Consider the following 14,719-nt stretch of genomic DNA (forward strand, 5'->3'; position numbering starts at 1 on the left):
CGTAGCTTGATTGAACACGTTGGTTACATATTTGATTTCCTTCATTTTGTCACGGAAGGCTAGACAACAGAAGGTGTGGTTCGTTTGACGCTTACGAAAAGAGGCTACTGTTCTTAGAAAAACCATCACGGTTCTCAGAAAAAACGCCGACATTTGTAGAATAGTATCAAAAGACCTATGCCTACACCTTAAAAAACCGCCCGGAACAATGCCCGGACGGCTTCATTCTATTCTTCAAATAAATCTGTTACAGCACCTTTAGACGAAGAAGATACTGAATTTGCGTACTTCGCAAGGATGCCGCGCTTGAACTTAGGTTCAGGCTTTTTCCATTCACTGGCGCGTTTTTCGAATTCTTCTTCTGAGATCTGCAGGTTAATTTCCTGTGTATCACTGTCGATTGCTACGATGTCTCCGTTTTGCAGAAGGCCGATCGGTCCGCCGACTGCTGCTTCAGGTGCGATATGGCCGATGACGAAGCCGTGTGAGCCGCCTGAGAAGCGTCCGTCAGTAAGCAGGGCTACTTTTCCGTTTAGTCCGCGTCCGACGATCATCGCGGTAATTGAGAGCATTTCAGGCATGCCCGGTCCGCCTTTTGGTCCAACGTTACGGATGACCACCACATCGCCTTCTTTGATCTGGTTGCCTTCGATCGCTTTTGTACATTCAGCTTCACTGTCATACACTTTTGCAGGCCCTTCAAAGCGGCTGATTTTCTGTCCGCTCATTTTCGCAACTGCGCCTTCAGGAGCCAGGTTTCCTTTTAGGACTACCAGCGGACCTGTCTTCTTAAGCGGCTCATTGATTGGTGTGATGACCTGCTGGCCTTCTTTTAACGAAGGTACTTCTGCAAGGTTTTCAGCAATTGTTTTACCAGTGACTGTGATACAGTCGCCGTGCAGCAGTCCTTCTTCTAAAAGAAGCTTCATGACTGCCGGTACGCCGCCTGCTTCATAGAGATCCTGCATCACGTATTTACCACTCGGCTTCAGGTCTGCAATGTGCGGGACGTTCTGACGGACACGCTCGAAATCATCCATTGTCAGATCAACTTCTGCAGCATGTGCCATGGCAAGGAGGTGAAGGAATGCGTTTGTTGAGCCGCCAAGTGCCATCACCACTGTGATTGCATTTTCAAATGCTTCTTTTGTCATAATGTCACGCGGGTAGATATCCTGTTCAAGCAGCTTAACAACGAGCTCCCCTGCCTGTTCACATTCCTGCTCTTTATAATCATTGATTGCAGGTGTTGAAGAAGAGCCTGGAATACTCATACCGAGTGCTTCAACTGCTGAAGCCATCGTGTTCGCTGTGTACATTCCGCCGCATGCACCTGCGCCCGGACAGGCACTGCATTCCACTTTATAAAGCTGCTCATCATCAATCAGCCCTTCCTGATACTGACCGACCGCTTCAAATGATGAGACGATGTCGATATCTTTACCATCAAGTTTACCAGGCTGGATTGTACCACCGTAGATATAGACAGAAGGAATATTCATTCTGGCGATCGCCATCACACATGCAGGCGTTGTTTTATCACAGCCGCCGATTGCAACAACGCCGTCCAGACGTTCTGCGTTCGTTACCGTTTCGATGGAGTCTGCAATGACTTCACGGCTTGGCAGTGAGTAGAACATGCCCTCGTGTCCCATTGCGATCCCGTCAGATACAGTAATTGTATTGAAGATCATCGGTGCACCGCCGCCTGCTTTCGCACCGCTTTTCGCACGCTGGGCCAGCTTATCAATATGTACGTTACAAGGTGTGACTTCACTCCATGTACTGGCTACACCAATCATCGGTTTTTTAAAGTCTTCATCTGTAAAACCGACTGCGCGGAGCATTGACCGGTTCGGAACTCTGTTCACTCCTTCACTGATCACTTTACTTCTGATTCTAAGGTCTTTTTTTGTTTTATCCATCGCATAACCCTCCTGATGTTTTTCCGCTTTACACCGTTGCAGCGAAACTTTTATATAAAGACCATCATACATACAGATGTGAGGTTCCGCAATAAGTATTCTGAATTTATCAATATTTCTATCAATTAAAACGCTTTCATTTTGAAAAAGTCAGCATTTTGTCAAATCATGTGTGAGTATCTGGAAAACTGATCTTTCGTGCGTTACACTGTGAAAGAAGGAGTGATCGTGATGTTTGAAACATTTTCAGTTAAGACAAACCGTCGTGATGAGATGATTGAAGTGACGAATGAAGTTCAGCACTGGATCAGCAGTCAGTCATTCAAGAATGGGATTGCCATCGTATCTTCGAAGCATACGACTGCCGGAATTACAGTAAATGAAAATGCAGATCCGGATGTAAAAACAGATTTTCTACGAAGGCTGGATGAAGTCTATCCGTGGGATCACCCGAAAGACCGTCATATGGAAGGCAATACTGCTTCACATATGAAAACCAGTACAGTCGGTCACGCGCAGACCATTCCCGTTCAAAACGGTGATCTAGTACTTGGTACATGGCAGGGTATATATTTCTGCGAATTCGACGGACCACGCTCGCGCCAGTATACCGTGACGCTTATTTCCTGTTAGGAGAACAATATGAGAGCATATTCAGCACTGATTGGCCTCAGCCTGATCTGGGGTCTGTCATTCGTTTTTATCAAAATTCTTGCAGATTCAGCCGGCGTCTGGGGCACTGTTTTTATCAGATGCTCAGCTGGCGCATTGATCCTTTTGCCGATTCTCATTGCACAGTGGCGGAAAATTGAGCGGCCGATTCCATGGATGCATCTGATTATCATCGGTGTGATGAATGCGGCTCTTCCATGGGCACTCATCGCACTTAGTGAAACGAGAATTGCTTCTAATACAGCTTCTGTACTGAATGCAACAACCCCTGTATTTGCCGGACTGATCGGATTCTTTCTGTTCAGGCAGCGGTTAAAGCTGCAGCAGTGGATCGGTATTCTGATTGGATTTATTGGTGTACTTGTATTAATCGAATTTAAAATTGGCGGGATTTTCGGTTCTGAGTTTATCGGGGTTGGCACGATGATGCTTGGGGCGATGTGTTATGGCTTCGGGTCCCATTATGTCAGACGCTTCACACCGGCAACAGGGGTCGTTTTGCTGTCAGCTACTTCTCTGATGACTGGTGCTGCCGTCGGACTGGTTATGATGACTGTGAACGGATACAGCGTTATGAGCTTTACATATAATACGTCCTTCTGGCTGTCTGCTATCGGTCTTGGTTGCTTTGGTTCGGGCATTGCTTATCTGCTGTTTTATTATATGATCAGGCAGAAATCGCCTGAATTTGCGACGACAGTTACGTACCTTGCACCGGTTTCAGCCATGGTGTGGGGCAGTGTGCTGCTCGATGAACCGATTACGCCTTCGCTGATTGCAGGGATGGTCATTATTTTTGCAGGGATCTATTATGCGAACCGGAAAGCACGGGCTGTCAAAGATGAGAGGCGTGCTACGGCATAGGAAAAGCGGCTGAAATCAGCCGCTTTTACACTCGTCTCACATACTGCTTCAATTGTCTCACAATATCTTCTTTTACATCCTCAGAAGCGTAAAAATGAACGCCATAGTGAAACTCTTCACCGCTGGCCCGCTTCCAGATCAATTCTGCTTTCATTTCATATACCACTTCATTCAGCATAAACTGCAGATGAATTTTGACCGGGTCTGTGTCACTTACCGGCAGATTCAGCATTGAACTGATTTTTGTACCGCTCGGGCTCAAGTCGTGCATCAGTGCTTTCCCCGGATGGGATTCCACCTCACGCCCGTTTAACTCATAAATCTTAAATACCGCTTCGATCGGCTTCTTGAACGAAAACCTGAAACCTTCTTTCCGATTGTACCGCAAAGTCCTCACCTCATGCAGAGAGTCATGTTTAAAACTTTCGTACTATATATATCGGATTGTTTAAAAATTTATATATGTATAAATGTGTTTTTTTGAATAAAAGCTTTGTTAAAGTTGGCTGTTGATTTCCGCTCAAGGGCTAACGGCTATCCGCTGTAACCATCCGCTGAGCTAGAACACCATCAGACATGAACTTAGCCCAAATAAAAACAGGCAGCACTCACAGCAGCCTGTTTTGACAAATAAATCTTATTGCCTATATTGATAAAACACTTTAGATTCCAATTCTTTTGCCGGCACTGGTCTGCTGAAATAATAGCCCTGGAAGATATCACATCCCAGTTCACGCAGCGCGCTTACCTGATCAGGTGTTTCCACTCCCTCAGCGACTACTTTCATATCAAGATTATGTCCGAGTGCAATAATTGTGGAAATAATCGCGCGGCCTTCTTTTGAATTCAGACGGTTTGTAAAGGCTTTATCAATCTTGACGTGATCTATTGAAAAGCTTTGCAGATATTTCAGCGAGCTGTATCCTGTTCCAAAATCATCCATCGCAATTTTGATACCTAACCGCTTCAATCGGTCCAATACGCCGATCGCCATTTCTTCCTGCATCGCAATGGTCTCCGTAATCTCCAGTGTAAGATATTTAGGCTGAATCCCTGTGTCCTCAATAACTTTTTCGATCATCTCGCATAAATCTGATTGAAAAAACTGTCTTAATGACAGGTTGACCGATATCGGTACAACCGGAAAACCATTCCGCTCCCACACTTTAAGCTGCTTGCACGCTTCTTCTAACACCCATCTTCCAATCGGCACAATTAAGCCAGTCTCTTCAGCGATTGGGATAAGTCTGTCCGGAGCAATCATGCCCAGCTCCTTACTGTTCCACCGGATCAATGCTTCTATGCCGCAAACCTCTTCAGTGTCAGCTCTGAATTGGGGCTGATAATGCAGAGTAAATTCATTTTCATGTAACGCTTTTCGCATCAGCACTTCCATTTTCAAATGATTTTGTGTGAGTGCTTCAATCGTAGATGAATAAAGTCTGATTGTGTTGCGTCCCTGCTTTTTTGCGTAATACATCGCACGGTCCGCTGCTCTTACGATTTCCTGCTTATTGCTTCCATGCAGCGGATAAAAGCTGATGCCTGCACTCGCAGTCACCACTGTATCATAACCTTCCCCGTCAAAAGGCTTTCCTAATTGAAGTAAGATATGATTGATAAAGTGGTTTACTTCAAACTCTGTGCAAAAAGGAGATATAATTGCAAACTCATCTCCACCATAACGGTATAGTTTCCCCTGATCACCCACTGCCTCTTTAATCCGTCTGGACACAATCGAAAGAATATGGTCTCCCGCTTCATGGCCAAAGTGGTCGTTGACAAATTTGAACCTGTCTAAGCCAATAATACATAATGAAAAAGACTCGCCACTTCTGTGGTTAATCTTTTCCTGAATATCTTTATTGAATAACTGTTGGTTCCCAAGGCCTGTCAGGTTGTCGTGATACGCCATCTGGTGCATCAGCTCATGATGATTCTTCTCCAGTGTAATATCCTTTCCTATACAATGAATATGATGTACTTCATGATCTACAAATGCAGGGATTAACGTAATATGAAGCCAGATGATTTCTCCTTCCTCATTACGTGTTGCAGTTTCATATTGATAAGGCTCTCCATTTAATACCTGCTGAAAGTTTTCCCATGTCTTTTCTCTTAAATCTTCTTCAATAAAAGGAAGGAAAGACTCGCCGGCAATTTCATCCTGTGTCACATTAAGAATCGTACTGGTCGCTTGATTAAACGTCAAAAAGTTCCCTTCAAGGTCAAAGGTAATAACCGGATCGATATTGTGATCAAAGAAGGCCCGGTGACTCTCTTCACTTCTTTTCAGTGCAGACTCCATTTCAAGACGTTCTGAAATATCCTGCGCAGTCCCGGTCACACCTTTCACTTGACCGTCTACAATAATAGGTACAGCTGTCACTTCAACCGTTAAAGGCTGTCCAAATTTATCATTAATCTGAATCTGAAAGTGCTGCACCTCTCCATGTAATACCTTTAAGAAATGCCCTTTCGTTCTTTCCCTGTCACCTTCAGCCACAATACGAAGGAAATTCAGCCCGGTAATCTCGGACAGACTGTAACGGAGTTTTTCCAGACCGGCACTGTTAAAATTCTTAAATAAGCCCTGCTCGTCGATTGTATATACAATATGCGGATTGTATTTAAAAAGGGATTCAAACTCTGATGATGTTTCCCTCAGATTTTTCTTTATATAAAGGTGCTCTGTTTCATCACTGATCATTAATAGAAAATATAACTTTCCTGCACCCGAATGAAATCTGTTCACTTTTATTTGGTACGTTTGACCGCTTGTTTCTCCAGTCACATTAGTATTTCTTTGATTCGATGAGTATTCGTCAGTAAAAAGTTCCTCATTAACCGGTAAATGAAGTGAATCCTCAAATAAAGTTCTCCATTTAGTTCCTGACACGTCTTCAGATGAAACACTAAATAATGCTTCAAATTGGTTGTTGATACAGATTACTTCATCTGGCTGCATCTGATGATCGCCGGAAATGATACACAGCGGTTCGGGAATCTGAGATAACAATAACTTAAAATCATTTAACCCGAAGTCTGAAAATGCATGTTTATGATTCAATGTTCTCACCGCCCAACGTAATGATGGTTCAGTCCATGATGCACTTTATCCAAAGTGCTAACTCAGTTCTAAATCATAGACTTTAAATACAGCATCTTTATATTTTTTTGCTTCATACAATGCCTGGTCTGCACAGTTAATTAACAGCTTTTTCTGATCTGCATGAGTCGGATAGATCGCTACTCCGATATCAAGCGTAAATGACAACTCATTTCCTTTCACAGTAATTGGATCATTAAACGCGCTTGCAATTCGTGTAGATATTTCAAAAACGTTCTCCTCATGTGTAATATCAGGTAAGATCACGACAAATTCATCGCCACCAAGTCTGCCCACCGTATCAACCTTCCTTACACACCCTTCGAGAATCCCTGCAACAGTTTTGATTACTTCATCACCCATCTCATGACCAAATTGATCATTGATCGATTTAAAATCACGCCCATCGAGAAATAACAAGCCGACCTTCTTTTCTGTTCTCTCTGCAAGGTGAATCGCCATTTCCAGCCGGTCATCTAATAACCTTCTGTTTGGAAGCCCGGATAAATAATCATAAAACGCCATTTTCGAAAGTTTCTCTTTATATTCGATTCTTTCAGTAATATCCCTCGAAGATGTGACCACACTTTTCACCTGACCGTTTTCAAGTATAGGAGTTGCGACTACTTCCTTCCATATACAATGACCGTCCCTGTGTAAATGTCTGATCTCAACAACTGCAGCTTTTTTCTCAGTAATGAGCAGCTCAAATTGTTCTTTGACCCTTTCACAATCACCATCATGTATGACTTCAGTAAAATGCTTTCCCTTATAGTATTCTGCATCGTATCCGGAAATCGTTTCACTGGAGGGTGATGAGTACTGAATGATTCCATTTGTATCAATAATGCGTATCACATCCATTGTATTTTCAGTGATAATGCGAAACACCTCTTCGGTTTCCCGCAGCTTCTGTTCAAGCATATATTTTTCAGTCACATCTTTTACAATACCAAGGATAAAGCGGCATTCGCCATCTGTGTCCAACAGCGGGTATAACGTTGTATCGCCTGTATACAGATCAGTACCGTTATTAATTGTATGGGTGAAATGTATACTTTTTTTCGTAAGCGCGACATCTAAGTATTGACCGTTTAAAGCTGCCGCCTCTGCTTTATCTTTAACCACTTCACTGACAGACCTGCCTATTACGTCATCAGAAAGCGCTGTCAAATTTTTCGCTGACTGATTAATATATTCATAGATTACCTGATCTCCATACACTCCCATTAAAAAAACAAGATCTTCAACGTAATCAAATAACCTTACAAAATCGAACAAACTTTCAGCATTACGGTGAGAATATTCAAACATAACGTCCTCTCCCTTGCATCATTCGTGGATAAAATTCAAACCCTTACTTCAGTAACGCAGGATAAAAATCACTTATTTCGTGAGTAGAAAGACTAATATAATTTGCATTTTTATAAATAAATTCAGTCATTACTAGTTATAAAGTATTATAACTGAAAATTCTTTATTCCGTGCAACATTTTTTATTATCTGGTTATGCGTTTGCACTGACTCAACCAGATACAATTAGAAGGAATTTATTACACTTTTTTATACACAGTCGTGTTGAAGTCAACATCGTTTTCTGAAATCGCACCGTAGTCTGGTGCTTCACCGGCAAATCCATAGTGTTGATAGCTGGTACTCCCATCTATATATAAGTCCGTACATATATGAAAATCACATTCAGTAAGAATCCTTAAGTAAACTGTTATTTAATATATTTTTATTTAAAATTAATAATTATTTATTGTTTTGCAATAAATATGATGATATTATCTAGTTACTAAAAATTTTAAGGAGGGAAACCCATTAACACGTATACAGAAAGTAAAAACAAAACTGTTTCAGTTGATATACGGACCTTTACAGTAAATCAATTCAAATCTGCCATGTTTCCGATCTATATCTTTATTTGCTTAGGGCTGACACAGTTCATTGTCTTACCTGTTTTTGACCGGTATGACTGGCTGCTTTTCTTTTGTATGCTTATGCAGGTACTGATGGTCCGCCTTGGAATTGAGAGTATGGATGAGTTAAAAGTGATCACCGTTTTTCACTTAATTGGTCTGGTGATGGAGATTTTTAAAGTAAATATGGGGTCATGGACTTATCCGGAGGAAGCGTTTTTTAAGGTGTATGGCGTGCCATTATTCAGCGGTTTTATGTATGCAAGTGTAGCAAGTTACCTTTGTCAGTTCTGGCGGAGGTTTGATGTTGAACTCATGAAGTGGCCTTCACTTTTTCTCACGATTCCACTGGCGGCTGCAATCTATCTGAATTTTTTTACTCACCATTACATCTTAGATTTACGCTGGATTTTATTTGTGCTTGTAGCACTGACTTTTTATCAGGCGCAGCTGACCTTTAGTGTGAATCGCCGACACTTTAAAATTCCGATTCTCATGTTCTTTCTTTTGATTGGATTCTTAATATGGATAGGAGAAAACATCGCTACTTTTCTGGGTGCCTGGCAGTACCCCAATCAACATGGATCATGGGAATTAGTGCACTTAGGAAAGATAAGCTCCTGGCTGCTGCTGATGATTGTGAGTTTTTTAATAGTGGCGAATCTGAAGGTTGTTAAATCTAAAATCAAATAATGTTCAAAAGAGGTGTACGATGAAAAAAGGATCAACTCTTTTACTTAAATTAACGCTTCTTGTACTTGCATTACCTATTTTAATATTGTGCATATACGCATTCCCGGTCTTGTTTTTTGATGTGATTGATGAAGCATATAACGGAGAGGCGTTAGCGCTTGTATTAATCGGATTTATTCTGATTATGTACGCAACAGCTGTTCCTTATTTTCTTGCCTTGTATCAAACATTTAAATTACTTTTAAATATCGATAAAAATCAGGCTTTTTCATCTCAATCAGTCAATTCGTTGAGGCTGATTAAGAACTATGCAGTGATCATTAGTTTTCTTTTTTCAATCGCACTGCCATTCATTATTGTAGTGGCACGGTCGGATGATACGCCGGGATTTATACTAATTGGAATGGTTATAGCTGGAGCCTCACTGGTGATCGGTGTTTTTGCAGCTATTCTTGAAAAGCTCCTGTGGGAAGCTATCCAATTCAAACGTGAAAATGAATTAACAATTTGAAATGAAATTTTTGATTTAACTGATGAAACGAGATAACCATATGATGGAGGAAATGATGAACGAAATAGATTTTATATACATGATTAAAATAATCATGATTGGCTTAATACAGGGCTTTACTGAACCAATACCTGTATCTTCAAGCGGCCATGTCATGATTGCCAGTGAATTATTAGGACTGGGCGATCAGGGGTTCGCGTTTGTCATTTTGACCAATACGGCTTCCCTTCTGGCTGTTCTCACTATATATAGAAGAGATATGATCAGACTGACCTCAAATTCGATCACTTATGTAAAAACCAAAGAATCCGGTTATAAAAATGACTTTAAGTTCGTCAGTTTTTTAGTCATTGCAACACTTCCGGCAGGGATACTCGGATTGCTGCTAAATGATATGATTGCTGATAAATCGAGTATGACGACTGTTGCGATTATGTTATTTATAACTGGAATTGCATTATGGTTAATTAAAAGTATGAGTGGAACAAAAGGTGAAGGTGACATCTCTATTCAGGATTCATTGATCGTAGGTTTTGGCCAGTCACTTGCTTTAATTCCGGGAATAAGCCGTTCAGGTGCTACTATCATCACTTCGATCGCTGCAGGTATGAAACAGGAGACAGCACTAAAATTTTCATTCTTGCTCTATATACCTGTCAGTCTGGGTGGTGTTGTACTTGGAATATCTGAATTTATTAATGAGCCGGATAAATCAGATCTGATCATTCCTTATCTGCTGGCATTTGTTTCAACACTTATTATGACTTATATTGCGATGAAATGGTTTATTGGCGTAATGAAAAATGGAAATCTTTACTACTTTTCATATTATTGTTTTATAGTCGGAATATTACTTTCCGTATTTTTTTGAGTATCTTCATCAACAAGTTGAAATGAATAAAATAGCCAAATAAACATCAGGTGGTACCTGGGGAAGTTCAATCTATTTAAATAGATATCATACCGGTCAACTACAACAATGCCACAAAAAAGGAGCTGTTCAAAAAGTTATTTGTTTTAACTTTTTGATACAGCCCCCATCGTTTATATTCTTTTATCTTATTGTTCAGTCATGCGCGGCAGCACATGATGAAAAATATCATTCATCGTTATGATGCCGAGAAATTCAGAACCATGCATGACGACTGCTAACTGCTCACTCGATTGTCGCATATTGGTGAGCGCTTCATGCAAAAGTGTGTCCGGCTGCAATACAAATGATGGACGTGCCAGCTCCCATGCAGAGCGGTCTTCCGGCTCAAGCAGTGTATCACGAACATGCAGGATTCTTGGGGGTTTTCCATCCTCAGCCATGACCAGAATCCGTTTGTGTCCTGTCCGCTGTGTCGCCTGTTGAACATCGTACGCTGTTGAATTGAAGTCAACCGTTGTCAGAGGTGCTTCATTCGACAGCACTTCTCCAACTTTTAACGTTTCCAGATCCAGTGCACCTGAAATCGGCCTGCGGATCGAAGCGTCAAGGGCGCCAACATTCGCTGAATATTCCACCAGTTGTCTGATCGTATCCGCATCCTGTCCACCCACTGCTGCAGTATCAACCGGCTCAACGCCGGAAGCCTTTACAAGTCGATTTGCTATGTTATTCACCCACATCAGCAGAGGTCGGAAAATCCCGATAAAGATACGAGCTGGTATACCAATCATAATTGCAGAAGCTTCAGGGTGTGCAATGGCCCATGATTTTGGAGCCATTTCACCAATGACCAGATGCAGGAATGTGACGATCATCAGTGATAAGAAGAAGGCAGTTCCATCAGCCAGCCAGTAAGGTAATCCAGTCGCAGTAAATAATGGTGAAAACCAGTCATCTACAGCGGGTTTAGTGATCGCCCCGAGTGCAAACGTACAGACTGTAATACCCAGCTGTGCACCTGCGAGCATAACTGTAAGTTCATTCACCGATTTTAAAGCAGCCCTTGCCCCCCGGCTTGAACGCGCTGATTCTTCAAGTCGATGGCGTCTCGCTCCAAGTAGCGAAAATTCAATCATAACGAAAAATGCACTCAGTGCAATAATGGCAATTGTTACGACTATCACAACGAAGGGATTACTCATCACGATCCCTCCTTATCTGTTCAGATTCATCGTCATTCTCCCGCTGTTCGATTGTCAGAGAGACCATCGTTGGCACCCATTTGTCCACTTCAATGATCTGTGCGATCAGGTACCGTTTAACAGGCTCATCCTCCACAAGGTCAGCCGGGTCCTCCGGAAGTTCAACTGTTACCTCTTCATTGACATCAGGGAGTTTTCCGCTATTGGCAATGAGTAGACCGGCAATTGTCTCGAAATCACCACGGGGCAGCTGATAACCGATTTCCCGTTCAGCCTCATCAAGATGAACATCCCCACTCATCTGCCAGGAATCTTCTCCTTCAGGTTCTACTACTTCACCCTCTTCGCTATCATGTTCATCTGAGATCTCACCCACAACTTCTTCAGCGAGATCCTCAATTGTCAGAATACCTGTAAAGCCGCCGTATTCATCGATGACACAGGCAAGATCGTCTTTTGACTCACTCATTTGCAACTGTGCTTCTGTCAAAGACATCAGCGTTGGAACAACTAATGGAGGTCTCATAATGGTTGTAACCGGATCATTTTCATTAACTGATGATGACAGAATATCAACCAGGTGCACAACACCAATAGGCTCATCATCTGAATTAACAACCGGATATCGCGTATGTTCCTTCGCCATTAATGACCGTACCTCTCCAATCGTGATATCCGGTTCAACTATATTTGCACGTGCCCGCGGTGTCATAGCATGTTCAACATTACGTTGTGGAAAGTCCAGAATCCGGTCAAGTAAGATAGACAGATCTTTCGGCAAATCACCGCTGTCACGGGAATCAGCTACGATATATTCCAGGTCACGGGCATTGGCACTGCTGTCAAGATCATGCACTGGCTCGATTCTGAGAAGTTTTAAAAATTTATTAGCCGATTGATCGAAGAATTTAATCAGCCATCCAAAAATCATCAGATAAATATTGGTAGAACGGGCAAGGTTTCTTGCCAAAGGTTCAGCTTTTGCAATTGCAAGGTTTTTAGGATACAGCTCGCCAAAAATCATCTGTACAATCGTAGAAACAGCTAAAGCAAGCACTGTCCCTACAGAGATACTGACTGCTGCAGGAACCCCTGCCCCATCAAGCAAAACGCTCAAGCTTTCACCAACAAGCGGTTCAGCTACATAACCAATCAGAAGTCCTGTCACGGTTATACCAAGCTGTGCACCTGAAAGCATAAATGAGGTTCGCTCCGTTACACTCAATGCACGCTCAGCTGCTGCATCGCCCTGTTCTGCCATTGCGCGCAAACGGGAACGGTCCACGGACATATATGCAAACTCCTGGGTTACAAAATAACCGTTTGCTGCAATAATAGCCAGAATGACAATGATACCGAGCAGTAGAGTCAGAGTTGCGGTTAGCATATACGATTCACCGCCTTACTCAGATCGATTGATTGCAAACCATCATCCGGATACTGAGCAAATAGCCTGTCACTATTCGAATCAGCATCATCAGTTTCGTTCTTAATTGAAGATAGAATATATATATTCATCTTTTTCTTCCTCCATTGTGTTCGTCATTATTTTTCAGAATATAAGACACTTATTTTAGAAGCTATAAGCCAGCTCATTCAATGTACTGTGACACTTTACCCTAAATTTAACGGCGCTAATCTATCCAGCAATAGCAGATTTTCAGATAAAAAAACCACCAAATATGTATTTGGTGGAGATAGGAGAACGTTCAACTAACTAATTATTACAAAAATATAATGGGATACTTTAAAGAATAAAAAACCAGCAACAAATTATATCACTTTTCATTCTTACTTAGTTAATTTAAGAATGAACAAAAGCCAAGTACCGACTAACCATGTTTATTATTTGAAAGAATGAACTAAATTGCGTAAAAGATTGTATTATCCTTTAATATTCATTGCTGGAATTTTAGTAGGATTATTTGTGATCCCTATATTTTATTGATCTCTTTAAAAAAGACAAATAAAAAACCACCAAATATATATTTGGTGGAGACGGTGGGAGTCGAACCCACGTCCAGAAACTTCAATACTTAAGCTTCTACGAGCGTAGTCAGCCTATTCGCAATTCACCGTAACTTATGCCAACTGACAGGCGTCCGAACGGCTAACCTGATTAGTCTCTTCAGGCTGCTTCAGGTGGTAGCAGACTGCGTATCCCACTATAAGTGAACCTCAGGCAGGTCTACATGGGTGATAGACAAGTGAGGCCTCAAGTGCTTATTAGGCAGCTAGAGCGTAATCTTGTTCGTTGTTAACTATTTGTGTTGACGTTGATGACGGAGACGATCCCTCCGACTCGCAACTCAAGCTCGAACCATTCCTGTCGAATCCGTAACGTCCCCATGATAAGGATGAAATCAGGCATACGCCTGGTTTCAGTACGGGATCCGGAAAATTAATCCGGTTGTCCTGCCGCTGTTAACGGCATAATCAATTATAACATAGTACCGTCTTTTTTCAACTGGAAAGCCTTACCGCTGGCGCTCTTTCAGTGCACGTGCCACTTCACGCTTTGCATCCTTCTTCTTCAGCGTCTCGCGCTTATCGTATTTCTTCTTACCTTTACCTAGACCAATCAGCACTTTCGCATAACCGTCTTTGATATACAGCTTTAACGGAACGATTGAATAACCCTGCTGTTTTGTCAGACCTATTAACTTATTAATCTGCTGTTTGTGTAAAAGCAGCTTTCTTTCACGAAGCGGATCGTGATTGTAACGGTTACCTTCCTCATAAGGACTGATATGCGCATTATTTAAAAACACTTCGCCATTACTGATTCGCGCAAACGAATCCTTCAGGTTCACACGGCCTCTGCGGATTGATTTGATTTCTGTTCCCTGAAGCACGATCCCCGCTTCAAATGTTTCTTCTATAAAATAGTCATGACGCGCCTTTTTATTCTGCGCGAGTAATTTACCTTCTCCTTTAGGCATGAGTA

The 14,719-nt window shown here is 41.9% G+C and carries 13 protein-coding genes and 1 other RNA gene; 5 read left to right on the forward strand and 9 right to left on the reverse strand.

The features are described from left to right. Positions 1 to 227: 227 nt before the first annotated feature. Positions 228 to 1,925, reverse strand: coding sequence for a dihydroxy-acid dehydratase (gene ilvD, locus JOD21_RS12940; RefSeq protein WP_204730017.1), 1,698 nt, complete (start codon positions 1,923 to 1,925; stop codon positions 228 to 230). Positions 1,926 to 2,156: 231 nt separating this feature from the next. Here ilvD and JOD21_RS12945 point away from each other — a divergent pair, with 231 nt between their 5' ends. After that, a complete protein-coding gene (locus JOD21_RS12945) occupies positions 2,157 to 2,558 on the forward strand; it encodes a secondary thiamine-phosphate synthase enzyme YjbQ (protein ID WP_204730018.1) in 402 nt (133 codons plus the stop codon). Positions 2,559 to 2,567: 9 nt separating this feature from the next. Beyond that, complete coding sequence (locus JOD21_RS12950) at positions 2,568 to 3,461, forward strand: DMT family transporter (protein ID WP_204730019.1); 894 nt, start codon at positions 2,568 to 2,570, stop codon at positions 3,459 to 3,461. A gap of 25 nt (positions 3,462 to 3,486) precedes the next feature. On the opposite strand, the gene JOD21_RS12955 is transcribed toward JOD21_RS12950, so the two are convergent. From JOD21_RS12955 to JOD21_RS12965, 3 genes are all read right to left on the reverse strand, one after another. Beyond that, complete coding sequence (locus JOD21_RS12955; protein WP_204730020.1) at positions 3,487 to 3,849, reverse strand: PilZ domain-containing protein; 363 nt, start codon at positions 3,847 to 3,849, stop codon at positions 3,487 to 3,489. A gap of 249 nt (positions 3,850 to 4,098) precedes the next feature. Then, the gene (locus JOD21_RS12960; protein ID WP_204730021.1) at positions 4,099 to 6,531 is read right to left on the reverse strand and encodes a sensor domain-containing protein; all 2,433 of its coding nucleotides are present in this window, start codon (positions 6,529 to 6,531) and stop codon (positions 4,099 to 4,101) included. Positions 6,532 to 6,588: 57 nt separating this feature from the next. Next, positions 6,589 to 7,884 (reverse strand): diguanylate cyclase domain-containing protein, encoded by a 1,296-nt coding sequence (locus tag JOD21_RS12965; protein ID WP_204730022.1) that lies wholly within the window; start codon positions 7,882 to 7,884, stop codon positions 6,589 to 6,591. Between the two features lie 590 nt (positions 7,885 to 8,474). Here JOD21_RS12965 and JOD21_RS12970 point away from each other — a divergent pair. The 3 genes from JOD21_RS12970 to JOD21_RS12980 are packed head-to-tail and all read left to right on the forward strand — an operon-like array spanning position 8,475 to position 10,567. Next, complete coding sequence (locus JOD21_RS12970; RefSeq protein ID WP_204730023.1) at positions 8,475 to 9,185, forward strand: DUF817 domain-containing protein; 711 nt, start codon at positions 8,475 to 8,477, stop codon at positions 9,183 to 9,185. A gap of 19 nt (positions 9,186 to 9,204) precedes the next feature. After that, positions 9,205 to 9,696, forward strand: coding sequence for a DUF2975 domain-containing protein (locus JOD21_RS12975; RefSeq protein ID WP_204730024.1), 492 nt, complete (start codon positions 9,205 to 9,207; stop codon positions 9,694 to 9,696). Positions 9,697 to 9,751: 55 nt separating this feature from the next. Next, positions 9,752 to 10,567 carry an undecaprenyl-diphosphate phosphatase gene (locus JOD21_RS12980; protein WP_204730025.1) on the forward strand — a complete coding sequence of 272 codons (816 nt, stop codon included), beginning with the start codon at positions 9,752 to 9,754 and terminating at the stop codon, positions 10,565 to 10,567. A gap of 188 nt (positions 10,568 to 10,755) precedes the next feature. On the opposite strand, the gene JOD21_RS12985 is transcribed toward JOD21_RS12980, so the two are convergent. The 5 genes from JOD21_RS12985 to smpB all read right to left on the reverse strand — a co-directional run bounded on the left by JOD21_RS12985 (position 10,756) and on the right by smpB (position 14,714). After that, positions 10,756 to 11,772 (reverse strand): CNNM domain-containing protein, encoded by a 1,017-nt coding sequence (locus JOD21_RS12985; RefSeq protein WP_204730026.1) that lies wholly within the window; start codon positions 11,770 to 11,772, stop codon positions 10,756 to 10,758. Beyond that, positions 11,765 to 13,159, reverse strand: coding sequence for a hemolysin family protein (locus JOD21_RS12990; RefSeq protein ID WP_204730027.1), 1,395 nt, complete (start codon positions 13,157 to 13,159; stop codon positions 11,765 to 11,767). Before JOD21_RS12990 ends, JOD21_RS12985 begins: the two co-directional genes overlap by 8 nt. Beyond that, positions 13,153 to 13,290: a hypothetical protein gene (locus JOD21_RS12995; RefSeq protein ID WP_204730028.1), complete on the reverse strand. Its 138-nt coding sequence runs from the start codon at positions 13,288 to 13,290 to the stop codon at positions 13,153 to 13,155. The genes JOD21_RS12990 and JOD21_RS12995 overlap by 7 nt, the downstream gene beginning before the upstream one ends. Positions 13,291 to 13,762: 472 nt before the next feature. Next, positions 13,763 to 14,120: a transfer-messenger RNA gene (gene ssrA / locus JOD21_RS13000) on the reverse strand. A gap of 129 nt (positions 14,121 to 14,249) precedes the next feature. Beyond that, positions 14,250 to 14,714 carry an SsrA-binding protein SmpB gene (gene smpB / locus JOD21_RS13005; protein WP_041123156.1) on the reverse strand — a complete coding sequence of 155 codons (465 nt, stop codon included), beginning with the start codon at positions 14,712 to 14,714 and terminating at the stop codon, positions 14,250 to 14,252. Positions 14,715 to 14,719 lie beyond the last annotated feature (5 nt).

Source organism: Jeotgalibacillus terrae (genome assembly GCF_016908195.1).
Classification (GTDB): Bacteria; Bacillota; Bacilli; order Bacillales; family Jeotgalibacillaceae; genus Jeotgalibacillus; species Jeotgalibacillus terrae.

Coding starts and splice junctions, on each gene's coding strand:
- JOD21_RS12965 (WP_204730022.1), bottom strand. CDS start 7,884: ATGTTTGAATATTCTCACCGTAATGCTGAAAGTTTGTTCGATTTTGTA.
- JOD21_RS12945 (WP_204730018.1), top strand. CDS start 2,157: ATGTTTGAAACATTTTCAGTTAAGACAAACCGTCGTGATGAGATGATT.
- JOD21_RS12970 (WP_204730023.1), top strand. CDS start 8,475: ATGTTTCCGATCTATATCTTTATTTGCTTAGGGCTGACACAGTTCATT.
- JOD21_RS12980 (WP_204730025.1), top strand. CDS start 9,752: ATGAACGAAATAGATTTTATATACATGATTAAAATAATCATGATTGGC.
- JOD21_RS12985 (WP_204730026.1), bottom strand. CDS start 11,772: ATGAGTAATCCCTTCGTTGTGATAGTCGTAACAATTGCCATTATTGCA.
- JOD21_RS12950 (WP_204730019.1), top strand. CDS start 2,568: ATGAGAGCATATTCAGCACTGATTGGCCTCAGCCTGATCTGGGGTCTG.
- smpB (WP_041123156.1), bottom strand. CDS start 14,714: ATGCCTAAAGGAGAAGGTAAATTACTCGCGCAGAATAAAAAGGCGCGT.
- JOD21_RS12975 (WP_204730024.1), top strand. CDS start 9,205: ATGAAAAAAGGATCAACTCTTTTACTTAAATTAACGCTTCTTGTACTT.
- ilvD (WP_204730017.1), bottom strand. CDS start 1,925: ATGGATAAAACAAAAAAAGACCTTAGAATCAGAAGTAAAGTGATCAGT.
- JOD21_RS12990 (WP_204730027.1), bottom strand. CDS start 13,159: ATGCTAACCGCAACTCTGACTCTACTGCTCGGTATCATTGTCATTCTG.
- JOD21_RS12995 (WP_204730028.1), bottom strand. CDS start 13,290: ATGAATATATATATTCTATCTTCAATTAAGAACGAAACTGATGATGCT.